Genomic DNA, 22,540 nt, shown 5'->3' on the forward strand with positions numbered 1-22,540 from the left:
ATAGGTAAAGCGATGCCGCAAATTGTATTTTTACCCCACGAAGAATTGTGTCCCGATGGGGCTGTTATTGAAGCCAATGTAGGTGAATCAGTTTTAGATGTTGCTCTGAAAAATGGCATTCATATTGAACATGCTTGTGAGAAAGTTTGTGCATGTACTACCTGTCATGTCATTATCAGAGAAGGGTTTGATGAGCTTGAAGAGAGCGATGAACTCGAAGATGACATGCTGGATAAGGCGTGGGGTCTGGAACCTGAAAGTCGTCTTTCGTGCCAGACCAAAGTACCTGACTGTGACTTGGTTGTGGATATTCCCAAGTACACCATCAATATGGTGAGTGAAGGCAATTAGTTAATAGCGTGTAGTTTTAAATAAGGGCAATAGCATCGTATGTTATTGCCCTTTTTTGTTTATACCAATCGGTTTAAAGATGTGATCGCTCAGCGAGAATTTAGCGCTTCTGAGGCAAGGCAACGAGTGAAGAGCATCGTTATTCTACGTTTAAGCTCGTTAACGCAGCAACAGACACGCTAAAACTCGCCTTTCAGGAGTATTTTTGGCTGCCTACTTCTGCGTTGAAGGACATCACAAGGGAGCACCATTCCATCATCCATTCGCCTTGAATTAGTTTGCCAAAAAAACTCTGAGTAGATAACTTTCTTATACCGATTGGTATTAGTCTCTAAAAATGCTGTCTATACTTTTACTAAACTTAAAGTAATGCCGGAGATTAAGATGTCACTAAAATGGATAGACTCACTGGATATAGCATTAGACTTATTGGAGAAGCATCCGGATGTAGATCCTGAAAAAATCCTGTTTACCGATCTGCGAGAATGGATCTTAGCACTGGACTCTTTCGACGATGATCCCGCTCACTGCAATGAGCGTATCTTAGAGGCCGTACAAGCTAACTGGATAGCCGAAAGTTGAACGAGGTTACCATCTTCTTATAGGACCACATTACCTGTCTATTCAATCCTCGTTATACCGAGCACTTGAGCTGATAACCATTAGCATCTAGATATGCAGTGGCCTCTGCTTAACTGTAACTTTCGGTGGTTTTTTGAGAGAAACGTGCCTTCGATCTGCTTACTCAATATCACTCTTTGATGGATATCTCACACCTTGGACTATAAAGGTAGGATTTTCCCGATAAATTTCGTATAATCCGCGCGAATTAAAAACCTGATTATAAAAAAGGAAGCTTCTCATGGCTATCGAACGTACTTTTTCTATCATTAAGCCCGATGCAGTTGCAAAGAACAACATTGGTGCTATCTACAACCGTTTTGAAACTGCTGGCCTGAAAATCATCGCTTCTAAAATGATCCACCTAAGCAAAGAGCAAGCTGAAGGCTTCTATGCTGAGCACAGCGAACGTCCTTTCTTTGGTGCACTAGTTGCGTTCATGACTTCTGGTCCAATCATGGTTCAGACTCTTGAAGGCGAAAATGCAGTTCTTGCTCACCGTGAGATCTTAGGTGCAACAAACCCAGCTGAAGCGGCTCCTGGTACTATCCGTGCTGATTTCGCTGAAAGCATCGATGAAAATGCCGCTCATGGTTCTGATTCTGTTGCTTCTGCAGAGCGTGAAGTTGCATACTTCTTCAGCGCTGAAGAGTTATGCCCACGCACTCGTTAATTCGAATGCTGGATGAAGAAAAGAAGCCTAATGGCTTCTTTTTTTTGATCTTAAGTCGGCTTATTCGCTCTCTATCTCTATCTTCGTCAAATGCGGAGTTAAATCCTTTCTTTAAATCCTATACGATGCCATGTCACCTCAAAACAGTGCTTATACCGATTGGTATTAGATGCACTCGTTTCATCTGTAAACGCTCTTAGCGACCAACTGATATGTTTAAGGTTTAATCTTGATATCAGGCTCTGATCCTCATCTTGAAACGTTCCATAAACTGTCATGATTTTACAGTCTGATGGTCAGCTTTTGATAGATAAGCTGTTACGGAAATTAACGTAGAGACTGTGTAATGACATTAAAGCTTGCCTGGATATGATTTTATTCTTTGAGTTAGTCGTTTAAGTTGGAAACAGCTGTTAATAATATGTAATTGGATGCCCTTGTTGTTAGCTGAGTATATTGATTGGATTTGGTGTGCATGATGATGGATTTTATTTATTGTTTCTGCACGCTGGTGTGGGGTTGGTATATATTCTTCTTGTTATTTACGATGCCTGAATTTATTGCTTGCCCAGTTTTTCATTGAATTTTTACTTAACCGAATTCATACAGTCGTATCTTGTTGTAACAACCCTCCACCTCGTGAATCAGTATATTTTAAATATCACTAGTTTAATTGCTTTTATTTTAAAGTATTGATCTGGTGTGTTTTTTCTGTCGTTAAGGCTGCGCTGGTGCTGGTTTTGTTAATCTATTTGTATCAAATCTTTTCACTAAGGTTATTTAATTGTGATCTCTGTTGACTTGCGTAGCATATTTTAACAATATTTAAAGGGAGGTAGTTAACCTTTGGTTTACCTTTAGTTTAAAGCCTGAACAATAAAACAATAATTATTATTAAATTGTTACCTGCTTATTTATTGAGTGGTTAATGATGAGGGAGAAAATATGAACTCTTTGACCTTAACAGCAAAAGCCGTACGCACTACTTTAATCGCTGCCGCTGCAACCAGTGTTGCTTTCTCAGGATTAGCGTTTGCTGAAGAGCAGAGCGAAGGTGCTAAAGTCGAACGAATTGAAGTGACAGGTTCTCGAATTCAAAGAACCGACATGGAAACGGCAAGTCCGGTTACCGTGATTGATGCCAGCGCAATCAAAGCTGCCGGTGCAATTTCTATCGATGAAGTACTACAAAAGATGACCGCCACTGGTGGCGCAATGACAAATCCAGGTATCAATAATGGGTCTCAAGGTAACGCCTCTATCAATTTAAGAGGCTTAGGCTCACAACGAACCTTAGTATTGGTCAATAACCGCCGTATGGTTAATTCGGGTACGGGCGCCGCTTCAACGGTAGATTTGAACACCATTCCTGTGTCTATGATTAAACGCATCGAAGTACTAAAAGATGGTGCTTCTTCGGTATATGGTTCCGATGCTGTAGCCGGTGTTGTGAACATTATTCTTAAAGATGACTTCGAAGGTTTAGAGGCTAATGTTCAAACAGGTGTTTCCGGTCAGGGAGATGCAAACAAAACCAGTTTCGATCTCACCATGGGTGGCAGCTTTGACCGCGGTAACGTCGTTATGGGTCTGCAGTACATGGATCGTGGCGAAGCGAGCATGGCAGACCGCGACGCAACACAGTGTGACTATGCCGAGCGTGAAGATGCCAATGGCAATCTAGAGCTGTATTGCGGTGGTAGTTCATATACCCCTGGTGGCCATATTTGGGGACCTGAAGGTCGTGATTCTTTGCAGGGTAGTCTTGATGGAACTTGGCATGAATTTACCGACGATGATAAGTATAACTACAATGCGTCGAGTTACTTATATACACCAATGCAGCGTCTTAACCTGACTGCTTTAGGTAACTTCGAACTTACGGATTCGATTAATCTGTTCAGTGAAGCTATGTACTCTAAGCGCTGGTCTGAGCAACAGATGGCACCACAGCCGATATGGACTGACACATTCGCCTATACCGAAGCCATGGGAGATAGCCTATTAGAGCACGGTTACGAATATGGTGATGAATTAGACTATGGACGTCGTATGGCCGATGTCGGAAACCGTGAATTTTCTCAGGTTGTTGATACGGTTCGCGTTGTCGTTGGATTGGACGGTATGTTAGACAATGGTTGGATCTGGGATACCTCTGTTAACTACGGACGTAATGACTCGGTTGACCGTCTAGCAAACCTTATCAATATGGGCTCTGTAAATACTGGTATTGAAGAGGGGACGTTTAATCCACTAGATCAAGCTTCCTGGTCCCAAGAAAATATGACTGAGTATTTATATACCGAGCTTAATTCCGGTGGTAGTGAGATGTTTATCGTATCCGCTAACCTTTCTGGTGAGGTTTTAGAGTTGCCTGCGGGCTACCTGGGCTTTGCAACGGGACTAGAGCATAGAACGGAAAAAGCGTGGTTTATCCCTGATTCTTTAACATCGCAAGGTATGGCAAATGACCCTAAAGTCGAGCCAACGGGTGGGGAATATGATGTTACTGAAGCGTATTTAGAGTTAGCTATTCCATTATTGTCAGGCGTATTCTTAGCCGAACAAGTCGATCTGAGTGCGGCGGTCAGATATTTTGATTACAGTACTTTTGGTAGTGATAGCACCTGGAAACTGGGTTTGACCTGGCGTGTGACCGATGAATTTATGCTTCGTAGTGTAGCTTCAACGGCATTCAGAGCTCCATCAGTCGATGAGTTATATTCGGGTAAGTCACCCTCGTTCGATCAAGTTGAACATCCGGTAGGTCAAGACCAAGCGGAAGTGACGCGCGGTGGTAACCCTGATCTGACACCGGAAGAGGCTGAAACCTTTACCGCAGGTTTTGTCTATTCACCTTCATGGTTTGATGGTTTCTCGGTAACAGCGGATTACTATGATATCTCGATAACTAACTCAATTGCCTTGGTTGACTCGCAGTACATTGTTGATCAGTGTATGGATGCACAGGGTAACCCAATCAATACAGAAACAAGTCTGTGTCAGTCTGCCGATATCAAGATGGGCGGTGGTAATCGAATCATCTTTAACAACCAGCTACAGAACATTGGTGCTGAAAACACTTCAGGTATTGATATTAACTTAGCTTATGCCTTCGATGCTGTTGGACTTGCATGGACAACGAGTTTAGATTCGACTATTTTGCTCGAGAACGAATCTATTATCTTAGGTGAGTCTATCGATTATGCGGGTCTTATCACGTCAGGTAGTGGCGGGTTTGCAAAGTATAAGACTAATTTTGACTTAGGTGTAGAAGGGGATAGTTGGGGCGCACACTATCAGGCACGATATATCTCTGGAATGGACAGTTATGCGTGTCAAAGTGAGCCATCTTCTTGTTATGCACCATCGACAGATAGCATCATCTATCACGATGTTTCAGCTACTTACTTCCTTCCTCAAGGATGGACGCTGTCAGCTGGCATAAATAACTTATTCGATGAAGAGGCTCCATATTACACAGGTAATAACGATGCCAACACAGATCCCTACACTTACGATACGTTAGGACGCTATTTCTTCTTGCAAGCGAGCGTAAAATTATAATCTAGTTCGTTACAACATAAACATAAAAAGTCGGCTTAACCGCCGACTTTTTTATGTTGTAATTAACATAATCTGTAGCTGGCTATAACGATTAATCACAGGCACACGGAAGAGCAATGAGAGTTCAAAGTCGAAAGGAAAATCTCCGGCTTGATGAGGCTAATGCGTCAGCCTAAGCTCTTGTCTGTGTTCGTGCTCATACTGCTCGGCACAATTTTCACATCTTTGCTCTATTGGATCCTTGGCTAAACGTTCAGGCTCAATCACGCTTTCGCAATCAGAGCACAAACCATAGAGTCCAATATCTAATTGGCAGATGGCCGCATCCAGTTTCGTCAATTTTAAAAATAGCGGATTATCACATAAGGTGGCTTTGGTAAGTACCTCAATAATTTCGCAAAGAGAGGATGCTTCAGTGTCCAGAGATACCTGATTGATTTCTGCAAGCGCACCAATCTCTTTCCTGAGATGTGTTTCAAGCTGCGACAGTTCATGTCTGATATGGGATATGCTCACGAAAATATGCCTAGTTATTGACTTACGGACATTAAGTCTAAACAGGTGAGGCTGTTTGACTATGACTAAGATCAAGACTCAGTCATATTTTCTCCATGAAAATCCCTTATCGGCACAGATCTGACCTCTCCGGTTGGGATAATTTGTCCTATGTCAAAGAATAAGCGAACAAAATTACCATATCAGCCGACAATATGAGATCGAATGATTTTTATACTCAGGCTTTTAATGCCGCTAAAATATCGGTCGTTTGTTTCATGACTCTAACTTGCCTGAACAAGAGGTCGGCTTCTTCATACTGCAGGACGATAAACCTAAGCCACTGTTTAATTCGTGCCGGGTAGTATTTCTCTTTTGTACTGACTATTTCATATTCAGAATATTGAAGCAGAAGTTGCTTCACCTCATCCCATGGCATGATTTTCTGTGACCCTTTTAGGACGTGAGCAAGGTTGGGAACGGCTAATGCTCCGCGACCCACCATGACATCACTGCAACCACTCACTGTCTGACATTTTTGGTAGTCTTCCAGGTTCCAAATTTCGCCGTTGGCAATGACAGGAATAGAGATAGCCTCTCTGATTTGGTGGATATATTCCCAGTGAGCAGGCGGCCTATAGCCTTCCTCTTTGGTTCGGGCGTGTACTGTCAACTCTGTCGCTCCGGCGGCTTCAATTGCCTGTGCAATTTCGACACAACGGCTTTTATCATCCCAGCCTAACCTTATCTTGGCCGATACTGGATGATTATCTGGTACAGCCTCTCTCACTGACTGCGTCACCTGATAGATAGTCTCAGGCTCTTTAAGCAGGGCTGCACCGCCATTACTGCGGTTAACCATGGGAGCCGGACAACCAAAATTTAGATCTACGCCACGAGAGCCTAGCTCAATTGCGCGATTGGCATTTTCAGCCATCCAGTTGGGGTGTTGCCCCAAGAGTTGCAGTCGTACCGGTGTTCCGGCCTGAGTTTTGCTGTCGTTGGCCAGTTCCGCGCATAATCGATAAAAGACTTTCTCTGGGAGGAGTTGATCTACGACGCGAATAAACTCACTGACCACCAGATCGTATCCGCCTACGCTGGTGAGTAGTGAACGCATCGGTGCATCGGCAACGCCTTCCATCGGAGCAAGTATTACGCGCATTGTATAACTCTTCTTTGATTAACTAATTTTAAAGGTGAGCCGATTCTCTTGCGGATAACTCAGAGAAGGTCGCAGTCGACTATTTCTGTAGACCGTTTCCTTTTAGTATCAGGAGTCACGGTGCAGTCTGGTTATTCGAAGACCGAGTATTTTAGCACTCTGAAAGATAACGCCCCCCTTCAAACGGCCGAGCATTCTACCTTAAGCGTGCAGGCGATACAAAAGTTGCCTATGCAGGGACAAACCTCAGAACATTTTTTCGTAATACGATGCTTTGTTAGGCAAAACCCAAAAGTTGCGCTTATGCTAATAATGCGTCATAAGCGTGACCCCGGTAAAATTTTTGAAATAAATTTGAAGTGTGTCGGGTCTATTATTGCGAGCCAGCTAACAACATTTTGGTTGGTAACCCAAATCTAATATTTTTAATTTGAAAGGAAGACATTATGAATTTAGTTAAAAAGACCGCTATTGCTGCAGCCTTAGGCACTGTTGTTATCGGTTCAGCATTTGCTGCTGAGGTTCAAGCTAACCCATTCGGTTATAGTCAAATGGAAGCGGGTTACCAGCTTGTTGATAGTGAAGGCAAGTGTGGCGGCGATATGAAGAAAGGCAAAGAGGGCAAGTGCGGTGAAGGGAAGTGCGGCGAAGGCATGAAGAAAGGCAAAGAGGGAAAATGCGGGGAAGGCATGGCTAAAGGCAAAGAGGGCAAGTGTGGTGAAGGTAAGTGCGGCGAGGGGATGAAGAAAGGGAAGGAAGGCAAGTGCGGGGAAGGCATGGCTAAAGGAAAAGAGGGCAAATGCGGTGAAGGTAAGTGTGGTGAGGGCATGAAAAAAGGCAAAGAAGGTAAGTGTGGTGAAGGAATGAGTAAAGCCAAAGAGGGGAAATGTGGCGAAGGCATGAAGAAAGGCAAAGAAGGTAAGTGTGGCGGCGACATGTAAAGCAACCCGAAAGAGCGGTCACTTTGCCCATCGTATCTGATGCTGGCGTACGGGTGAGGCTTGTTGGTGTCATTAAGGCCGGTATCTACTGGCCTTAATCGTCTTCGGGCATCGAGTTTGTTTTATTTTTTGTTTTTGTCTTGAGTAAAGTGAGCATAATTGGGAGAGGCTATGAGTGAACAAGCCAAAGTTGGCCTTGGTCTAAGACGTGAAATGTTAGATGAGTTTTGCGACTCAATTCCTGAATCCATTGATTTTTTTGAAGTGGCCCCCGAAAATTGGATGACGCTAGGTGGAAAGTTTGGGCGACAGTTTAAGCAACTGACCGAGCAAAAGCCTTTTTATTGTCATGGTTTGTCATTGTCTATAGGGGGGCCATCGCCACTCGATATTCAGTTTGTTAAAGATATAAAAGCTTTTATGGATCTGCATAATATCTCTATCTACTCTGAACATTTAAGTTATTGTTCAGGTTCCGGGCATATGTATGATCTCATGCCGATCCCTTTCACCCAAGAGGCGGTCATGCATGTTGTAAAAAGGGTCAAGCAGGTTGAAGATATTCTTGAAAGGCCGTTGATTCTAGAAAATGTCTCTTTTTATGCGGCTCCGGGAGCTGAGATGACGGAGCTTGAATTTGTTAACGCTGTTCTAAGTGAAGCTGATTGTAAGCTCTTACTCGATGTGAATAACATCTATGTTAATTCGGTTAACCATCACTATGATCCCTGTCAGTTTTTAAGGGCTATGCCGACCGAGCGTATTGCTTATTTACATATTGCTGGCCATTACGAAGAAGCTAAAGATCTTATTGTTGATACTCATGGAGCCGATATTGTCTCGCCCGTGTGGCAATTACTCCAAACGTGTTATGAGGCTCATGGGGTGCATCCCACTCTTTTGGAGAGAGACTTCAATATTCCCACAACCTCTGTATTACTCAATGAAATAGATCAGATCCATGATCATCAGCATGCACAGTCAGGGCTACTATCGAGGAGTGCATAATGGGTTTTAGTACCGTACAGCAATCTTTTATGGACTATATAAAAGAACCTTCCAGACCGCTTCCGATAGGAACAGAAGCAAGAAGGATGAAGGTTTATAGAGATCTGTTTTTCAATAATATCGATGGCTTTATTTCCAGCGGTTTTCCCGTCCTGAAGAGCTTGTATTCTCACGATGCTTGGCAGGCACTGGTACAGGACTTCTTTGTTACTCATGACTGTCAATCACCCATCTTTGTCGATATTGCTCAAGAATTTGTCATTTTTCTTCAGTCAGAGTATGAGTTAAAGGAAGACGATCCCAGGTTTTTACTCGAGCTCGCCCACTATGAATACATGGAGCTGGTTATATCTATTGCTAAAGATAATCCATCCCAAGTGAAAATAACGGGGAGTGTCGCTACTGAGTGTCTTTGTCTGTCCGATACCGCTAAAGTTCTGCAGTACTCCTATGATGTTGAACATATATCTGAGCAGTACCAGCCTGAATTGCCGACGCCAACACCACAGTATTTCTGTCTGTATCGTGACAGTGAAGATGAGGTCGTGTTTTTAAGGCTTAATCCGCTAGCAGCCCAGGTCTTAGGTTACTTATCTCAGTCTGAAAGTGTTACCTTTGACACACTAGTGGCTTGGTTATTTTCAGCATATCCGGATATGGAAGAAAGTATACTCATTAAGGGATGTCGGGAGATGATAGAGGGCTTGGCGAATAAAGGCGTCATTAAAGAAGGTAAGCAATAACTCTCTGCACAGGAAGTATTAGCATAGGGGATATTAGCGGGAGTGGTACTAGTACAGGAGATACTTGCACTGGAAACATTGGTACTGAACATATGAGCACCGGAAATAGTTGAAATCCCCTTTCTATTCGACAAACATCACTCTATAATGACGCGAAAAATTGATCTAGATCAATAAATCCATCCCTGAATTTGAGTGAGGAAGTATGAGTCAGCCTTTTAAAGATCCATTTAATGTTTTTTATTTTATTGGTTTTATTCTAGTTTTATTATTACCGACCTTACCAGCTACCCTATCTTGGTTAAAGCTGACCGATTTACTCTAAGTTTAATCATTTATGCTTTGACCAATCTGGCTTATTCGGATCGCAGTGTCAAGGATGACAAAGCGTTCTCGTTTCGTATCACTTTAAATGGTTTTTTATTTATACCAATTGCATTAAGTACTTGACCATTCAGCGAGAATTCAAAGCTCTGTAGGCAAATTGATTTCATTTCGCAGCCACTCCTTATCAATCATTTCAAGTCTATAAACTCTCTAATCGTCAAAGCGCCATCTGTATTGGAATACTATGTCGGTATGTTATGCCAGAATGTTATCAAGAAGAGGAGCCCTTGTTCAGTCGTGGCCTGCTATTTCCGGGTATTCACCCAAGAGACATTCGGGTATTATGGCTCTTCATTATCGTTTCTGAGGAATAAAATGGCGTTGAAGCGTGGGGTATATTTAATTTGTGGATTGTGCAGTTTAGCCCTGGGTCTACTCGGGATCCCTCTGCCTATCTTACCAACCGTCCCTTTTATTCTTTTGGCCGCTTTCTGCTTCGCTCGTTCGAGTGATAGTTTACATCGATGGCTAATGGAGCATCCCTGGTTTTCTGATGCTTTGAGTCAGTGGGAAAGTGCACGTGCGATTCGAAAAGGTTTGAAACGAAAAGCGTATATTGTCAGTGGGCTAAGTTTTGCGTTGAGCATCGCAATTGTGCCTATTGTTTGGGTTAAATTTATGCTGCTTTTCTTTGCTATTGGTCTGGGACTATATCTTAGAAATATCCCGGAGTTAGAGGATTAATGCGCTGTCTAAAACGTTTTATATGCGATTTTTATTCGTGTAATATTCTCCATGAACCTTGTCGGTATTTACCTATATAATTTGTCAAAGTGTGACTTTATCCCTCGATTCTTGTTGGTATTAGCTACAGAGTTTGTTGCAACTCATGGTAAAGCGGCTTAAGCTTTACCCCGATTTTTTACAAGTCAGCTCCGAGAGCAGGCGAAACCAAAAGATGATATCGATGAATAACGACACCTTAGCAGTGATAAAACAGAGCATAAAAACCATTCCAGATTATCCAAAACCTGGGATCCTTTTCCGAGATGTGACAAGCTTGCTTGAAGATCATACCGCTTATAAGGCGACAATGGATATCTTGGTAGAGAAGTATAAGGACCAAGGGTTCACAAAGGTTGTTGGCACTGAGGCGCGTGGTTTTCTATTTGGTGCGCCTTTAGCCCTCGAACTCGGTCTGGGTTTTGTTCCTGTCCGTAAACCGGGTAAGTTGCCTCGTGAAACGATTTCAGAAAGCTATGAGCTTGAGTATGGTCACGATGTATTAGAGATCCATGTCGATGCTATCAATGAAAATGATAAAGTGCTTGTTATCGATGATCTGCTTGCGACAGGTGGCACAATCGAAGCCACTGTTAAATTGATCAGAAGCTTAGGCGGTAAGGTTAACCACGCTGCGTTTGTGATCTCTTTGCCGGATCTCGGCGGTGAGAAGCGCCTTCACGCGATGGATCTTGAACTCGTTAAATTGTGTGAGTTCGACGGCGAATAATCATCCGTAAAAATGTTCCTCGGTAGCGAGTTTTTACATGGCATGTTATTGTGCCACTATCCGAGGAGCATGCTCCCGAAATTGATAAAGTGACACTTTGGGGAGTTCCATGTCATATCAGGTGTTGGCCAGAAAATGGCGCCCTGCTACATTCGAGCAAATGGTTGGCCAGTCGCATGTTTTACATGCCCTAACCAATGCTCTTTCTCAGCAAAGATTACATCATGCCTATCTCTTTTCCGGTACACGTGGTGTAGGAAAAACAAGTTTAGCGCGTTTATTTGCAAAAGGACTGAATTGCGAGAAGGGCGTTACCGCTTCTCCATGTGGTCAATGTTCCAGTTGTACTGAGATCTCTGAAGGACGTTTTGTCGACCTCATTGAAGTCGATGCAGCCTCGAGAACCAAAGTCGATGACACCCGTGAACTGTTAGATAACGTTCAGTACCGACCCAGTCGAGGACGTTACAAGGTTTACCTTATCGATGAAGTTCACATGCTTTCCAGGAGCAGTTTTAATGCCCTGTTAAAGACACTCGAAGAACCTCCCGAGCATGTTAAGTTTCTGCTAGCGACGACTGATCCACAACGACTTCCTGTCACTGTGTTGTCTCGTTGTCTGCAATTTAACTTAAAGAGCTTAACGCTGTCAGAAATTGAACAGCAGTTAACCCACGTGCTTTCTCAAGAGCAATTGAGTTTTGAACCCCAAGCACTGAAATTATTAGCCAAATCAGCCAATGGTAGTATGCGTGATGCACTCAGCCTGACCGATCAAGCGATTGCCTTTGGTGCGGGACAAGTCAAGCTTACTCAAGTACAAACTATGCTGGGCAGCATCGATGAGCATCATGTTATTACCTTGCTTAATGCTTTGATTCAAGGTGATATTGAAAATCTGATGCAGGTGACGGCTAAGGTGCTCTCCTTTGGGGCTGACCCACAGGAAGTACTTCGTAGCTTACTTGAGCTGTTACACCAGATTACGCTAAGTCAGTTTGCGCCGGCCGCTGCTCAACTGTCTATTTACAGTGAACAGATCACCGCTTTCGCAGAGCAGATAAGTCCCGAGCAGATCCAACTTTATTATCAATTGTTATTGACGGGGCGCAAAGATCTTCCCCATGCGCCAGATCCCAAGTCCGGACTCGAGATGGCCCTGCTAAGAGCCGTGACCTTTGTGCCGGAAGTGCCCGTCAAGCGATGGTTGGTAGCAAATCCTGCAACGATTTCCATTCCTGAAGCGAAGCCAGCATCTCAGCTGGAACATGGAGATGTTAATACGAGCTCTTCACAGAGCCAGAGGCTAGATTGTCCCACCGTAGAGCCGACATCCAAACCTCCTGTTCCGGATCGTCAGTCGGTAGTACAAGCATCTAGTGTAGGTGTTTCACCGGTTAAGCCGCCAGTTACTGCCGATATGAATGAACAGCGCCCTGAGTCTGTCACTTCAGTTGATGAAGATGATATTTCAGGTGAGTCTTTAGATGATTCTAATTTACTCAATAGCCTGAACAGTGAGCAAGCCTTGATATTGAGCCAGGCTTCGAGTCATGGGATGGAGCAGGCTGTAGCCCTAGTGTCACCACCTGAAGCCGCGACGGCCCAAGATTTAGCATCAGAAGCGCCTAACAGTATTGAGACACAAGCTGTTGAAGTCGAGCCTAGCGCTAATACAGTACATAACGGTATCGAGTCTCAACCGCAGTTGGTGGAGTCCTCTGTTGCAGACAGTCAATCAGATATTACCAGGCGCACAGAGTCTCAGCTGGCACCAGAAAGTATGCCTGAGCCGAGTGTTCCTGAGCCAAATACTCCTGAGCAGGGTGTGACGTCGCCTGATTCCATGCCCGATGAATATTACGCCGCTCAAGCCGCTCAACTAGACGCACAAACTGATGCTTATGATGATCAACCGCAGCAGATGGATGAGTATCTTCCTTTCGACTCCTTAGCACAAGGGAGCCCTGGAACAAGCGATAGTGAGTTAAATAGGGGCAATAACGGCGCGGTTACATCACCCGTATCTGATGCCGCAGAAGATGATATTTTAGATGCCGTCTTGGCTGCCCGCGACTCATTGCTAACTGAATTGGTTGAGAGTGAGCCTAAGGAGAGTGGTGGAAAAAAGCCTAAAGCGGAACGCCAAGGCTTTGTGCCGCCGACTCGAAAACCGGCTCTTCGTGATCCCGAAAAACAAAATTCTGTCGATAATGGCCTGCATGATCTGAGTGACCAGCTTGAGACTCTGGAGAGTGAGGTTACCGAGAGTCAGATTGAAGACCTACCTCCATGGGAGGAGCAAGAATCGGCTGTCTCATTAAATGATGACTCAAAGGTTGAAACTGAGACGCCAGATAAGCCAGATAAGCTTCATTATGATGCTGCCACTGGGGAGGGGAGTCACCTCGATCAAGTGGGAGGAACTCAAAAGCAAACGCAGAGTCAAACCCAAACTCAAAGCGATACATCAACGGCTGCCTCAAACAGCAGTGAGTCACAGGTTTGTGTTGAGCAGATGCCCGCTCAAGTGGTTGTATCAGGCGATGGTGAAATCACAGGCCACGATATCGACCTTAAATGGTACCGTTTGATGTCGGCACTGGATGTGGGCGGAAGGGTCAGGCAACTCGCGGTTAATTCAGTTTGTCATGAGTTTATTTCCCCCATACCACTGTTATTGAAGCCCAATCAAAAGCATTTAGCTGCTGATATCGCCATTGTTCAGCTGGAAGAAGCCTTGAGCCGTGCACTTGGAAACGAAACCAAGGTGGCGATTGAAGTGGGTGTCGATGATGTACATGAGACACCATTAGAGATACGTCAGCGCTTTCATAGAGAGCTGCTTGCTCAAGCCCAACAAGGCTTGATGAGTGATAGCAATATCCAATGGTTGATGAGTCAGATGGATGCTGAATTTGAAAATGATAGTTTAAGTTACAACCCCGAATTGTTGAGTTTAAAAGGAAATACCATTGAGCTTATCGATAAGTCGAACTTTAAGACGCTAACTGAGTCATAAGTTTGTACGACTTTAATTGATTCTCAGTATTATTTTAGTAAGATGAGCCAACTTTAATCGACCCTTAATTGAAGAGAAATAGATATGTTTGGAAAAGGCGGTATGGGTAACCTGATGAAGCAGGCCCAGCAGATGCAAGATAAAATGGCGAAAGTTCAGGAAGAGATCGCACGTATGGAAGTGACCGGTGAAGCCGGTGCTGGTCTTGTTAAAGTGACAATGACAGGTTCTCACAGTGTACGTAAAGTGGATATCGATCCAAGCCTGCTAGAAGACGATAAAGAGATGTTAGAAGATTTGATTGCAGCAGCTTGTAATGACGCTGCTCGTCGTGTCGAGGAGAATCAGAAAGAGAGAATGGCTGAAGTTACTGGAGGCATGCAGTTGCCACCAGGAATGAAGATGCCGTTTTAATCTAAAAGTACCGATGTAGCTACCCTTTCGGGACTCCAGGAATTGCCAGGGGTCAAATAGGGGACAAAATGGACTCAGGGTTACCCCTTGGTCCATTTTTTGTTTTTGTGCCTGTTAGAATATTGGCTAGAGCGTAAATAGCGTCATTATGGCTGTGGCCAATATAAGTTGACCACAACATGGAGGTCAGTGAGATTAAAGAGCAACTCTACCTGGGCCTAACAATGGGCACAGGAAGTAAAAATCTTCTGCATCCATAACGCCATTTGGATTGGCATCTACCCACCAACGACCGCCATAATAACCCGTATCCGTAGGGCCAAACTCTGTTTGTACTCCCGTCGGACCATCCATTTCCAGATGCTGAAAGTTTTCAGTTTCGTTGTAGGGCAACTCTTTAAGTAGCAGCGTATCGTAATACAAAGCCTGAGAAGTGACGTAGATGACAGGTATTCCAGGTGCTCCTTTCCCCGTTGTCCGCTCCTTGGCTACTACGCTGGTGGTCGCCAGCCCAATAATGCTTGCAAGGGCAATTGTGGTTACTAGTTTAGATGTGTTCATAATTAATCTGTTCATAATAGTGCCTTCCTCTTGAGTCATTAATGTGCTTTTCATTAAGCTGGTTCACTAACCCTTTATGGGTTTGAAACAGATACGTCAGCCAAACCAAAATAGTTACAGGTGAATAAAAATAATTATTCTTATTATTCCTAAAGTGGGTTCAAATTTGAGTTGCGTTGGGCGCATTACGGTGGGGGAGCCATAACATGGCGATGGCAGCGCCCGTCGGTACCATCAGCAAGCCCGGCAGTATATGATAGGTGAGGATGTGTGAAGGCTCGTACATACAGGCGAGTTGCATATAAAGGGCTGGCATCATACCCGCTGCTAGGCTGACCGACATGGCCGTGCGTATGGGGCGCAGGGGATAGAGTCGACGAACGAGCAACTGACCTGACAAGATCAGTGGTAATGAATAGAGCATCGTTTCAAAGAAACAGTGACCGCGCTTACCCGCCATGGAGGGGTCCAGCGCCGGACTGCCCAATCCAATCAGATATTGGGCCAGCCACAATACCATCAGCATAATACCAAAGGCGAAAAATTTATCAGTTAAGGCACCCGGTATTGCGGCGCGAAAAGCCGATTGGCATATCCAGATTATCGCTGTAACTCCCATTAAGGACTCCAGCAAAAATCGGGGCTCTTCGACCAGTTGTGCAAATGCTCCGGGTCGAACTGGCCCCATCAGGTGGATAATCACAACCACAAAAATCGCACTCAAACAAAACCAGAACATGGCCAGCCTGTTGATATTAGGTGCAGGTGGCACAGGCGCCAAGTTGCGACTGAGGTTTGCGATTAGCAAGTCGTGCTTATTCATCAATCACGCGCCTCCATCAACAAAAGCAATTTAACTGTTTCTGAAAAGCCCTCGAGTCACCCAAAGCGACTCACAGTTAAGGTAGGCTTTATTATGGATACGTCAGCCAGGCTTAAAAAGTTACAGGGGATTAGAAATCATTTTTTACTATGGTTGCAGCGAGTATTTTTTATTTCCCGTTGGGCGTATCGCGATGGGGTCGCCATAACTTGGCGATGGCGGCGCCAATCGGTACCATCAGCAAGCCGGGCAGAATATGATGGGTGAGGATATGTGAAGGCCCATACATACAGGCGAGTTGCATATAAAGGGCTGGTAACATACCCGCTGCCAAGCTGATCGACATGGCCGTTCGTACGGGGCGTAGAGGATAGAGACGACGAATGAGGAACAGACCTGACAAGATCAGCGGCAGTGAATAGAGTAGTGTCTCGGTGAAACAATGATCGCGCTTACCTAACATGGATGGCTCTAGTGCAGGACTGACAAAGCCAATCACGTATTGGGCTACCCAAAATACCATCAGCATGATACCAAAGGCATAAAACTGCTTGGTTAAGGCACCCGGTATCGCGTCGCGAAAAGCCAATTGGCAAACCCAGATTATCGCGGCCAGCCCCAGTAAGCACTCAAGCAAAAAACGAGGCTCTTTGAGGAGTTGTGAAAATGCCCCCGGTCGAACAGGCCCCATCAGGTGGATAAGTACGACCACAAAAAACGCACTCAAACAAAACCAGAGCATGGCCAGTTTGTTGATATTCGGGGGAGGTGGAACAGGCGCTAAGTTGCGACTGAGATTTGCGATCAGCGAGTCGTGGTTGTTCATTATTCGTCAGCCTCCAATAACAGCTGTAATTTGTGGATAGCACGGTGGATCCGCACTTTGACAGCACTTTCTGATATACAGAGTTTTTCTGCTGTTTCGGCAATACTGTAACCGATGAATTTGGTAAGAATTAACGCCTCTCGGTGCTGTGGTGACAGTGACACGAGTATGTCGCCCTTGGAAATCTCATTTTCCGCTTCATTATGCTGGCAGCTCAGAGACAAAACCTGCTGATCGCCTCGATAGTCATTGATGACTTTTTGTCGATGAGTTTGATTACGTAACGTATCTATTGCCTTGTGGCGCACAATTGCAAACAACCATGGACGGAAAGGCCGTTGAGGATCATAGGTATGGCGAGCCTGATGTATAGCAATCAGGGATTCCTGCACACAATCTTCAGTGAAGTGCTGGTTACCGAAATGACTGCGCAGGAAATGGGAAATAACGGATGATAACTCAGTGAGTAATAAACGGTAGTCGGACTCGTTACCCGCTTGTGCGCTCACCATTAATCTTGACCAACGCTGTTCATCTGATCCCTGAGTCACTGCGATGCCTCTGGTTGAAGTTCCCAATTTAACAGGCCTATTCAAACTGAAACAGACCGAAGACGGTTAACAAGCTATGTGGATAATCATAGCAAAGAAGTTTAACCAATCAACTTTTGCAGTACACAGCTAAAATAAGCTATTGACGCCATAGTCGTTTGTTGGCTGTAATGGTGATAAACCTTCAGAGTCAATTGTTAGCAAAAGGACTTATGGGGTCAAATAGGGGGGCTAATTTTTAGTTCTGTATGGTACTCTTCTGTTCTGAAAATGCTATGAGGGCTGTAAGAGGTTGTATTCGTCACTTAACAGCACTGCTCATAGCTCCAAAAGTATCAGGCATGAAGATGCCGTTGAAATCCGGATGAAAAATGAAATTTAGCCCCCTTGTTGATGAACTGATCCAGTCATTGAAATGTCTCCCCGGAGTGGGTCCCAAGTCAGCACAACGTATGGCGTTTCAGTTATTGGAACGTGATCGTAAGGCCGGACAGACTCTGGCACAGGCTTTAGCTTCAGCGATGAGCGATGTAGGGCATTGCCGCTCTTGTCGTACCTTTACGGAGGAGAGTCATTGCCCTATTTGTGCCAGCAATAAACGGGGACAGTCTGATCTTATCTGTGTCGTAGAGACGCCTGCAGACGTGTTGGCAATCGAAGCGGGTGGTCATTTCAGTGGTCGATATTTTGTCCTGTTGGGTCACCTGTCGCCACTCGATGGCGTCGGGCCTGAAGAGTTAGGGTTATCCCGACTCGAAGAGCATCTTTGTTCCGGTGGGGTTTCAGAGCTTATCTTAGCGACGAATCCAACGGTTGAGGGTGATGCCACGGCTCACTTTATCGCAGATATGGCTAAAGTTCACAATGTCTCTGTGAGCCGAATCGCACATGGTGTCCCCGTTGGGGGCGAGCTTGAGTACGTGGATAGTACGACATTGGCACTCTCTTTTAATGGACGTCTGCCAATTTAACGTACAACGCGTACCAGTGCTTGACGGCGCAGGTAACCGAATCGAATTCCAGTGTTTGCTATGCAGGCGCTGGTTTTTTTTGATATATCGAATTATTAAACCTCATAACCCCTTTTCCCCTTGAAAAGCAAAATTCCAGCCCCATCTCTACTTGCATAAAGAAAAACGCTTTGTGAAATACAGAAGGAATAATCCATGTCACAACAAGAAACTCACGGCTTTCAAACTGAAGTCAAGCAACTCCTAAACTTGATGATCCACTCTTTGTACTCAAATAAAGAGATTTTCTTGCGTGAATTGGTATCTAACGCAGCCGATGCGGCAGACAAGCTGCGTTATGAGGCACTGACTAACGATGCTCTCTATGAAGGTGATGGCGAGCTGCGCGTTCGCATCAGTACCAATAAAGAGAAAGGCACAGTAACGATTGAAGATAATGGTATCGGTATGACCCGCGATACTGTTATTGAGCACTTAGGTACCATTGCAAAGTCAGGCACGGCAGATTTCTTTAAAAACTTATCAGGCGATGAGTCAAAAGATTCACAACTTATCGGTCAGTTTGGTGTGGGTTTCTACTCTTCATTTATTGTGGCCGATAAGGTTACCGTTCGTACCCGCGCCGCTGGACATGCTCAGGACGAAGGGGTGAAATGGGAATCGGCGGGTGAAGGTGACTTTACCGTAGACACCATAGTGAAAGAAACTCGCGGTACAGAGATCGTACTGCACCTTCGTGAAGAAGAGAAAGAGTTTGCTGACGATTATCGTCTTCGTTCAATCATTACTAAGTATTCAGATCATATCTCTGTTCCCGTTGAGATGTGGGAAGAGGGGACGCCTGCCATTGAGGCGACTGAAGAGCAAGAAGCGGTTGCAGCGACTGACGGCCAATGGCAATCGATGAACAAGGCGACTGCACTTTGGACTCGAAACAAGAGTGATGTGTCTAAAGAGGAGTATGAAGAGTTCTACAAGCATATCTCCCATGACTTTACCGATCCGCTACTGTGGAGCCACAACCGAGTAGAAGGTAAGCAAGAGTACACCAGCTTGCTTTATATCCCTTCGAAGGCACCGTGGGATATGTGGAACCGTGACCGTAAGCATGGTCTGAAGCTATTTGTTCAACGTGTATTTGTAATGGATGATGCTGAGCAGTTTATGCCTAGCTATCTTCGATTCGTTCAGGGTCTTATCGACTCTAATGATCTGCCGTTAAACGTATCGCGTGAAATTTTGCAGGACAACAAGGTCACGACGGCACTTCGTACGGCAGTGACTAAACGTGTGCTTGGCATGTTAGAGAAACTGGCAAAGAATGATGCTGAGAAATATCAGACGTTCTGGGCTGAATTTGGTCAGGTACTAAAAGAGGGACCTGCCGAAGATATGGTAAACAAGGAGCGTATTGCTGGCTTGTTACGTTTCGCATCGACCCACACTGAAGATGCAGCTCCTACGGTATCGCTTGCCGATTACGTGAGCCGTATGCAGGAAGGTCAGAACAAGATCTATTATATCGTTGCCGACAGTCATGAAGCTGCTGCAAACAGTCCGCACTTAGAGCTTCTTCGTAAGAAAGGCATCGAAGTTGTATTGATGTCAGAGCGTATCGATGAGTGGTTGATCAATCACCTGACAGACTTTGATGGTAAACAGCTTCACTCTGTGACTCGCGGCGATCTTGAGCTTGGCGAGCTGGAAGATGCCGGTGAGAAAGAAGCGCAAGAGAAGCTTGAAACTGAGTCTGAAGGCTTAGTTAAACGTATTAAAGATTCCCTGGGTGAGAAAGTGTCGGCAGTTAAAGTGACGACTCGTCTGACCGATACGCCAGCCTGTGTCGTTGCTGGTGAAGGTGAGATGTCTACTCAGATGATTAAGTTGATGGAGGCTGCGGGTCAATCTGTTCCTGAAAGCAAACCAACATTTGAAATTAATCCAGAGCATCCACTGGTTGCTCGTCTTAACGATGAGCAAGATGAAGCGTTATTCGCTCAGTGGAGTGATTTGCTACTTCAGCAAGCACAGCTCTCTGAAAAAGGCAGTTTAGTTGACCCTTCGGCCTTCATTAAGCTGATGAATGAGATGCTGTTAGCTAACCTGAAGTAATATTAGGGACAATATCAGCGATAATATCAGCGACAATATGAGGCAGGACGTCTGATACCTGAGTGTATATGGACAAGGTTCTGCCTCTTTTTTATACCTAAATAGAAGATCGTGGTTTATTAAGGCTCATCTCAAGGATCGTTATGGAAACCGTTTTGGAACTGACTAAAGAGAATATTCAGCAGATAGTAGATGTTTCAATGAAGCAGCTGGTTGTCTTATCTTTTTGGTCTCAACAGAGCCCCGAAAGTGTCGGCCTGTGTCAGGTGTTAACTTCGATGGCACAGAAGCAATCCGGGCGTTTTGTTTTGGCGAAGGTTGATTGCGATAGTGAGATGGAGATCGCTAACTATTTTCAAATTCAAAATGTACCGACCACGCTTGTTTTGAGCGAAGGAAAGCCTATCGATGGATTTGCCGGAAGTCAGGATGAAGGGCAAATATCGGCTATGCTCGACAAGCACCTGCCTGCAGAGTGGGAGTTGCAACTAAATCAGGCAAAGAACCATCTTGCTGTGCATGAATTTGAACCTGCGCTGGTGTTGTTAAAACAGGCGTTCGCCGAGTCACCCAATGCTGAAGTGGCTCTGGTTTATGCCGATGCGCAACTGATGGCGGGAGAGCTTGTTACAGCGGCCCAGCTCTTGGATAGTGTCGGCCTTGCCGATCAGGACAGTTATTATCAAAGTTTAAAAGCTAAACTTGCGCTTGCATTGGATGCGGCCGATACACCAGAGATAAGGCAGCTACAGCAAGCTGTCGAAAGCGAACCATCAAATATCGCAGTCTTGATGGAGCTGGTAAAAGCACTGCATCAGGCCAAACGAAACGAAGAAGCGCTGGCGTTGTTGTTTGCCCCATTATCGAAAGATATCGCGATTGAAAATGGCGATGCCAAAAAGCTGTTTTTGGAGATATTGACTGCGCTGGGGCAGGGTAATGCACTGGCCAATCAATACAGACGAAAATTGTACAGTTTACTTTATTAGGTCATGTTTGGTGTTTTAGTACAAAAGATCGACATAATTGCCGGTTAGTCATTTTATCGGTAAAAAATTCTTGTCTATCAGGCTAAAGTCTAACTAAATCCAGCCTAAAACTCATTCAAAACCCTTCAAAAGGGCGGCCAATTGTGCGAAGATCGCCGCCCAATGATAAAAACTATGTGAAATAAGAGGACTCTCGAGATGCGCATCATGTTATTAGGTGCCCCAGGTGCCGGTAAAGGTACCCAGGCCCAGTTCATCATGGAAAAGTACGGTATCCCGCAAATTTCAACAGGTGATATGTTACGTGCAGCGGTTAAAGCTGGCACACCTCTTGGTTTAGAAGCTAAGAAAGTGATGGATGCAGGCCAGTTGGTCTCAGATGAGCTGATCATTGGTTTAGTAAAAGAGCGCGTAGCTCAAGATGATTGTGCGAAAGGTTTCCTGCTTGACGGTTTCCCGCGTACGATCCCACAGGCCGATGCGATGGCTTCGAGTGGGATCAGTATCGACCATGTCGTTGAGATCGACGTACCCGATGAAGAGATCGTTAAACGTATGGGTGGCCGCCGTGTTCACCCGGGTTCTGGTCGTGTTTATCATATCGTTTTCAATCAACCAAAAGTTGAAGGAAAGGATGATGTGACAGGCGAAGAGTTGGCTATTCGTCCCGATGACGAAGAGAGCACAGTTCGTAAGCGTCTGGCTATTTACCACGAGCAGACTAAGCCACTCGTTGAATATTATGGCAAGGTTGCGGCAGCAGGCCACTCTACATACAGCAAGTTTGACGGCACTCAGAGTGTTGCTGCTGTGAGTGAGCAGATTGTTACAGCGTTAAGCTAACCACAATCTAATCGCTTGAGTCAA

Annotated in this window: 21 protein-coding genes; 15 read left to right on the forward strand and 6 right to left on the reverse strand. The window is 44.9% G+C overall.

Annotated features, from left to right (window positions below):
* The first annotated feature begins 12 nt into the window (after positions 1 to 12).
* The 4 genes from fdx (at position 13) to EKG38_RS06360 (ending at position 5,212) form a co-directional block, all read left to right on the forward strand.
* Positions 13 to 351: an ISC system 2Fe-2S type ferredoxin gene (gene fdx / locus EKG38_RS06340; protein WP_126519453.1), complete on the forward strand. Its 339-nt coding sequence runs from the start codon at positions 13 to 15 to the stop codon at positions 349 to 351.
* 384 nt (positions 352 to 735) lie between these two features.
* Positions 736 to 933: a Fe-S cluster assembly protein IscX gene (iscX, locus tag EKG38_RS06350; RefSeq protein ID WP_126519454.1), complete on the forward strand. Its 198-nt coding sequence runs from the start codon at positions 736 to 738 to the stop codon at positions 931 to 933.
* A 280-nt stretch (positions 934 to 1,213) separates the two neighbouring features.
* Positions 1,214 to 1,645: a nucleoside-diphosphate kinase gene (ndk, locus tag EKG38_RS06355; RefSeq protein WP_126519455.1), complete on the forward strand. Its 432-nt coding sequence runs from the start codon at positions 1,214 to 1,216 to the stop codon at positions 1,643 to 1,645.
* Between the two features lie 945 nt (positions 1,646 to 2,590).
* Positions 2,591 to 5,212 (forward strand): TonB-dependent receptor plug domain-containing protein, encoded by a 2,622-nt coding sequence (locus EKG38_RS06360; RefSeq protein WP_126519456.1) that lies wholly within the window; start codon positions 2,591 to 2,593, stop codon positions 5,210 to 5,212.
* Between the two features lie 159 nt (positions 5,213 to 5,371).
* Here the strand turns inward: EKG38_RS06360 and EKG38_RS06365 are convergent, their stop codons facing one another.
* Together EKG38_RS06365 and dusC are read right to left on the reverse strand one after the other, a co-directional pair.
* Positions 5,372 to 5,728 (reverse strand): TraR/DksA family transcriptional regulator, encoded by a 357-nt coding sequence (locus EKG38_RS06365; RefSeq protein WP_126519457.1) that lies wholly within the window; start codon positions 5,726 to 5,728, stop codon positions 5,372 to 5,374.
* 217 nt (positions 5,729 to 5,945) lie between these two features.
* Positions 5,946 to 6,872, reverse strand: coding sequence for a tRNA dihydrouridine(16) synthase DusC (gene dusC, locus EKG38_RS06370; protein WP_126519458.1), 927 nt, complete (start codon positions 6,870 to 6,872; stop codon positions 5,946 to 5,948).
* Positions 6,873 to 7,318: 446 nt separating this feature from the next.
* On the opposite strand from dusC, the gene EKG38_RS06375 reads away from it, so the two are divergent.
* The 7 genes from EKG38_RS06375 (at position 7,319) to EKG38_RS06410 (ending at position 14,840) form a co-directional block, all read left to right on the forward strand.
* A complete protein-coding gene (locus EKG38_RS06375) occupies positions 7,319 to 7,813 on the forward strand; it encodes an HvfA family oxazolone/thioamide-modified RiPP metallophore (protein WP_126519459.1) in 495 nt (164 codons plus the stop codon).
* Between the two features lie 171 nt (positions 7,814 to 7,984).
* Positions 7,985 to 8,821, forward strand: coding sequence for an HvfB family MNIO-type RiPP peptide maturase (locus tag EKG38_RS06380; RefSeq protein WP_126519460.1), 837 nt, complete (start codon positions 7,985 to 7,987; stop codon positions 8,819 to 8,821).
* Positions 8,821 to 9,564 carry an HvfC family RiPP maturation protein gene (locus EKG38_RS06385; protein WP_126519461.1) on the forward strand — a complete coding sequence of 248 codons (744 nt, stop codon included), beginning with the start codon at positions 8,821 to 8,823 and terminating at the stop codon, positions 9,562 to 9,564. Before EKG38_RS06380 ends, EKG38_RS06385 begins: the two co-directional genes overlap by 1 nt.
* A 702-nt stretch (positions 9,565 to 10,266) precedes the next feature.
* A complete protein-coding gene (locus EKG38_RS06395; protein ID WP_126519463.1) occupies positions 10,267 to 10,635 on the forward strand; it encodes a YbaN family protein in 369 nt (122 codons plus the stop codon).
* Positions 10,636 to 10,852: 217 nt separating this feature from the next.
* The gene (gene apt, locus EKG38_RS06400; protein WP_126519826.1) at positions 10,853 to 11,404 is read left to right on the forward strand and encodes an adenine phosphoribosyltransferase; all 552 of its coding nucleotides are present in this window, start codon (positions 10,853 to 10,855) and stop codon (positions 11,402 to 11,404) included.
* Positions 11,405 to 11,513: 109 nt separating this feature from the next.
* Entirely contained in the window at positions 11,514 to 14,426 is a 2,913-nt protein-coding gene (gene dnaX, locus EKG38_RS06405) for a DNA polymerase III subunit gamma/tau (protein ID WP_126519464.1), read from the forward strand.
* An 84-nt stretch (positions 14,427 to 14,510) separates the two neighbouring features.
* Positions 14,511 to 14,840 carry a YbaB/EbfC family nucleoid-associated protein gene (locus EKG38_RS06410; RefSeq protein ID WP_012143188.1) on the forward strand — a complete coding sequence of 110 codons (330 nt, stop codon included), beginning with the start codon at positions 14,511 to 14,513 and terminating at the stop codon, positions 14,838 to 14,840.
* A 195-nt stretch (positions 14,841 to 15,035) separates the two neighbouring features.
* Here the strand turns inward: EKG38_RS06410 and EKG38_RS06415 are convergent, their stop codons facing one another.
* The 4 genes from EKG38_RS06415 to EKG38_RS06430 form a co-directional block, all read right to left on the reverse strand.
* On the reverse strand, positions 15,036 to 15,455 hold the full coding sequence (locus EKG38_RS06415; RefSeq protein ID WP_126519465.1) for a hypothetical protein: 420 nt from the start codon (positions 15,453 to 15,455) through the stop codon (positions 15,036 to 15,038).
* 106 nt (positions 15,456 to 15,561) lie between these two features.
* Complete coding sequence (locus EKG38_RS06420; RefSeq protein ID WP_126519466.1) at positions 15,562 to 16,224, reverse strand: NrsF family protein; 663 nt, start codon at positions 16,222 to 16,224, stop codon at positions 15,562 to 15,564.
* 169 nt (positions 16,225 to 16,393) lie between these two features.
* Entirely contained in the window at positions 16,394 to 17,050 is a 657-nt protein-coding gene (locus EKG38_RS06425) for an NrsF family protein (RefSeq protein ID WP_126519467.1), read from the reverse strand.
* Entirely contained in the window at positions 17,050 to 17,628 is a 579-nt protein-coding gene (locus tag EKG38_RS06430; RefSeq protein ID WP_126519468.1) for an RNA polymerase sigma factor, read from the reverse strand. The genes EKG38_RS06425 and EKG38_RS06430 overlap by 1 nt, the downstream gene beginning before the upstream one ends.
* A 344-nt stretch (positions 17,629 to 17,972) precedes the next feature.
* Here EKG38_RS06430 and recR point away from each other — a divergent pair, with 344 nt between their 5' ends.
* The 4 genes from recR (at position 17,973) to adk (ending at position 22,516) form a co-directional block, all read left to right on the forward strand.
* Complete coding sequence (gene recR / locus EKG38_RS06435; protein WP_126519469.1) at positions 17,973 to 18,572, forward strand: recombination mediator RecR; 600 nt, start codon at positions 17,973 to 17,975, stop codon at positions 18,570 to 18,572.
* Positions 18,573 to 18,767: 195 nt separating this feature from the next.
* Positions 18,768 to 20,684, forward strand: a complete 1,917-nt coding sequence (gene htpG, locus EKG38_RS06440) for a molecular chaperone HtpG (RefSeq protein ID WP_126519470.1) — start codon at positions 18,768 to 18,770, stop codon at positions 20,682 to 20,684.
* Positions 20,685 to 20,827: 143 nt separating this feature from the next.
* A complete protein-coding gene (locus tag EKG38_RS06445) occupies positions 20,828 to 21,673 on the forward strand; it encodes a tetratricopeptide repeat protein (RefSeq protein ID WP_126519471.1) in 846 nt (281 codons plus the stop codon).
* 198 nt (positions 21,674 to 21,871) lie between these two features.
* Complete coding sequence (adk, locus tag EKG38_RS06450; RefSeq protein WP_012143184.1) at positions 21,872 to 22,516, forward strand: adenylate kinase; 645 nt, start codon at positions 21,872 to 21,874, stop codon at positions 22,514 to 22,516.
* Positions 22,517 to 22,540: the final 24 nt, after the last annotated feature.

This window comes from Shewanella canadensis, assembly GCF_003966225.1.
Classification (GTDB): Bacteria; Pseudomonadota; Gammaproteobacteria; order Enterobacterales; family Shewanellaceae; genus Shewanella; species Shewanella canadensis.

Coding starts and splice junctions, on each gene's coding strand:
- fdx (WP_126519453.1), top strand. CDS start 13: ATGCCGCAAATTGTATTTTTACCCCACGAAGAATTGTGTCCCGATGGG.
- iscX (WP_126519454.1), top strand. CDS start 736: ATGTCACTAAAATGGATAGACTCACTGGATATAGCATTAGACTTATTG.
- ndk (WP_126519455.1), top strand. CDS start 1,214: ATGGCTATCGAACGTACTTTTTCTATCATTAAGCCCGATGCAGTTGCA.
- EKG38_RS06360 (WP_126519456.1), top strand. CDS start 2,591: ATGAACTCTTTGACCTTAACAGCAAAAGCCGTACGCACTACTTTAATC.
- dusC (WP_126519458.1), bottom strand. CDS start 6,872: ATGCGCGTAATACTTGCTCCGATGGAAGGCGTTGCCGATGCACCGATG.
- EKG38_RS06375 (WP_126519459.1), top strand. CDS start 7,319: ATGAATTTAGTTAAAAAGACCGCTATTGCTGCAGCCTTAGGCACTGTT.
- EKG38_RS06380 (WP_126519460.1), top strand. CDS start 7,985: ATGAGTGAACAAGCCAAAGTTGGCCTTGGTCTAAGACGTGAAATGTTA.
- EKG38_RS06385 (WP_126519461.1), top strand. CDS start 8,821: ATGGGTTTTAGTACCGTACAGCAATCTTTTATGGACTATATAAAAGAA.
- EKG38_RS06395 (WP_126519463.1), top strand. CDS start 10,267: ATGGCGTTGAAGCGTGGGGTATATTTAATTTGTGGATTGTGCAGTTTA.
- dnaX (WP_126519464.1), top strand. CDS start 11,514: ATGTCATATCAGGTGTTGGCCAGAAAATGGCGCCCTGCTACATTCGAG.
- EKG38_RS06410 (WP_012143188.1), top strand. CDS start 14,511: ATGTTTGGAAAAGGCGGTATGGGTAACCTGATGAAGCAGGCCCAGCAG.
- EKG38_RS06415 (WP_126519465.1), bottom strand. CDS start 15,455: ATGAAAAGCACATTAATGACTCAAGAGGAAGGCACTATTATGAACAGA.
- EKG38_RS06420 (WP_126519466.1), bottom strand. CDS start 16,224: ATGAATAAGCACGACTTGCTAATCGCAAACCTCAGTCGCAACTTGGCG.
- EKG38_RS06425 (WP_126519467.1), bottom strand. CDS start 17,050: ATGAACAACCACGACTCGCTGATCGCAAATCTCAGTCGCAACTTAGCG.
- recR (WP_126519469.1), top strand. CDS start 17,973: ATGAAATTTAGCCCCCTTGTTGATGAACTGATCCAGTCATTGAAATGT.
- htpG (WP_126519470.1), top strand. CDS start 18,768: ATGTCACAACAAGAAACTCACGGCTTTCAAACTGAAGTCAAGCAACTC.
- EKG38_RS06445 (WP_126519471.1), top strand. CDS start 20,828: ATGGAAACCGTTTTGGAACTGACTAAAGAGAATATTCAGCAGATAGTA.
- adk (WP_012143184.1), top strand. CDS start 21,872: ATGCGCATCATGTTATTAGGTGCCCCAGGTGCCGGTAAAGGTACCCAG.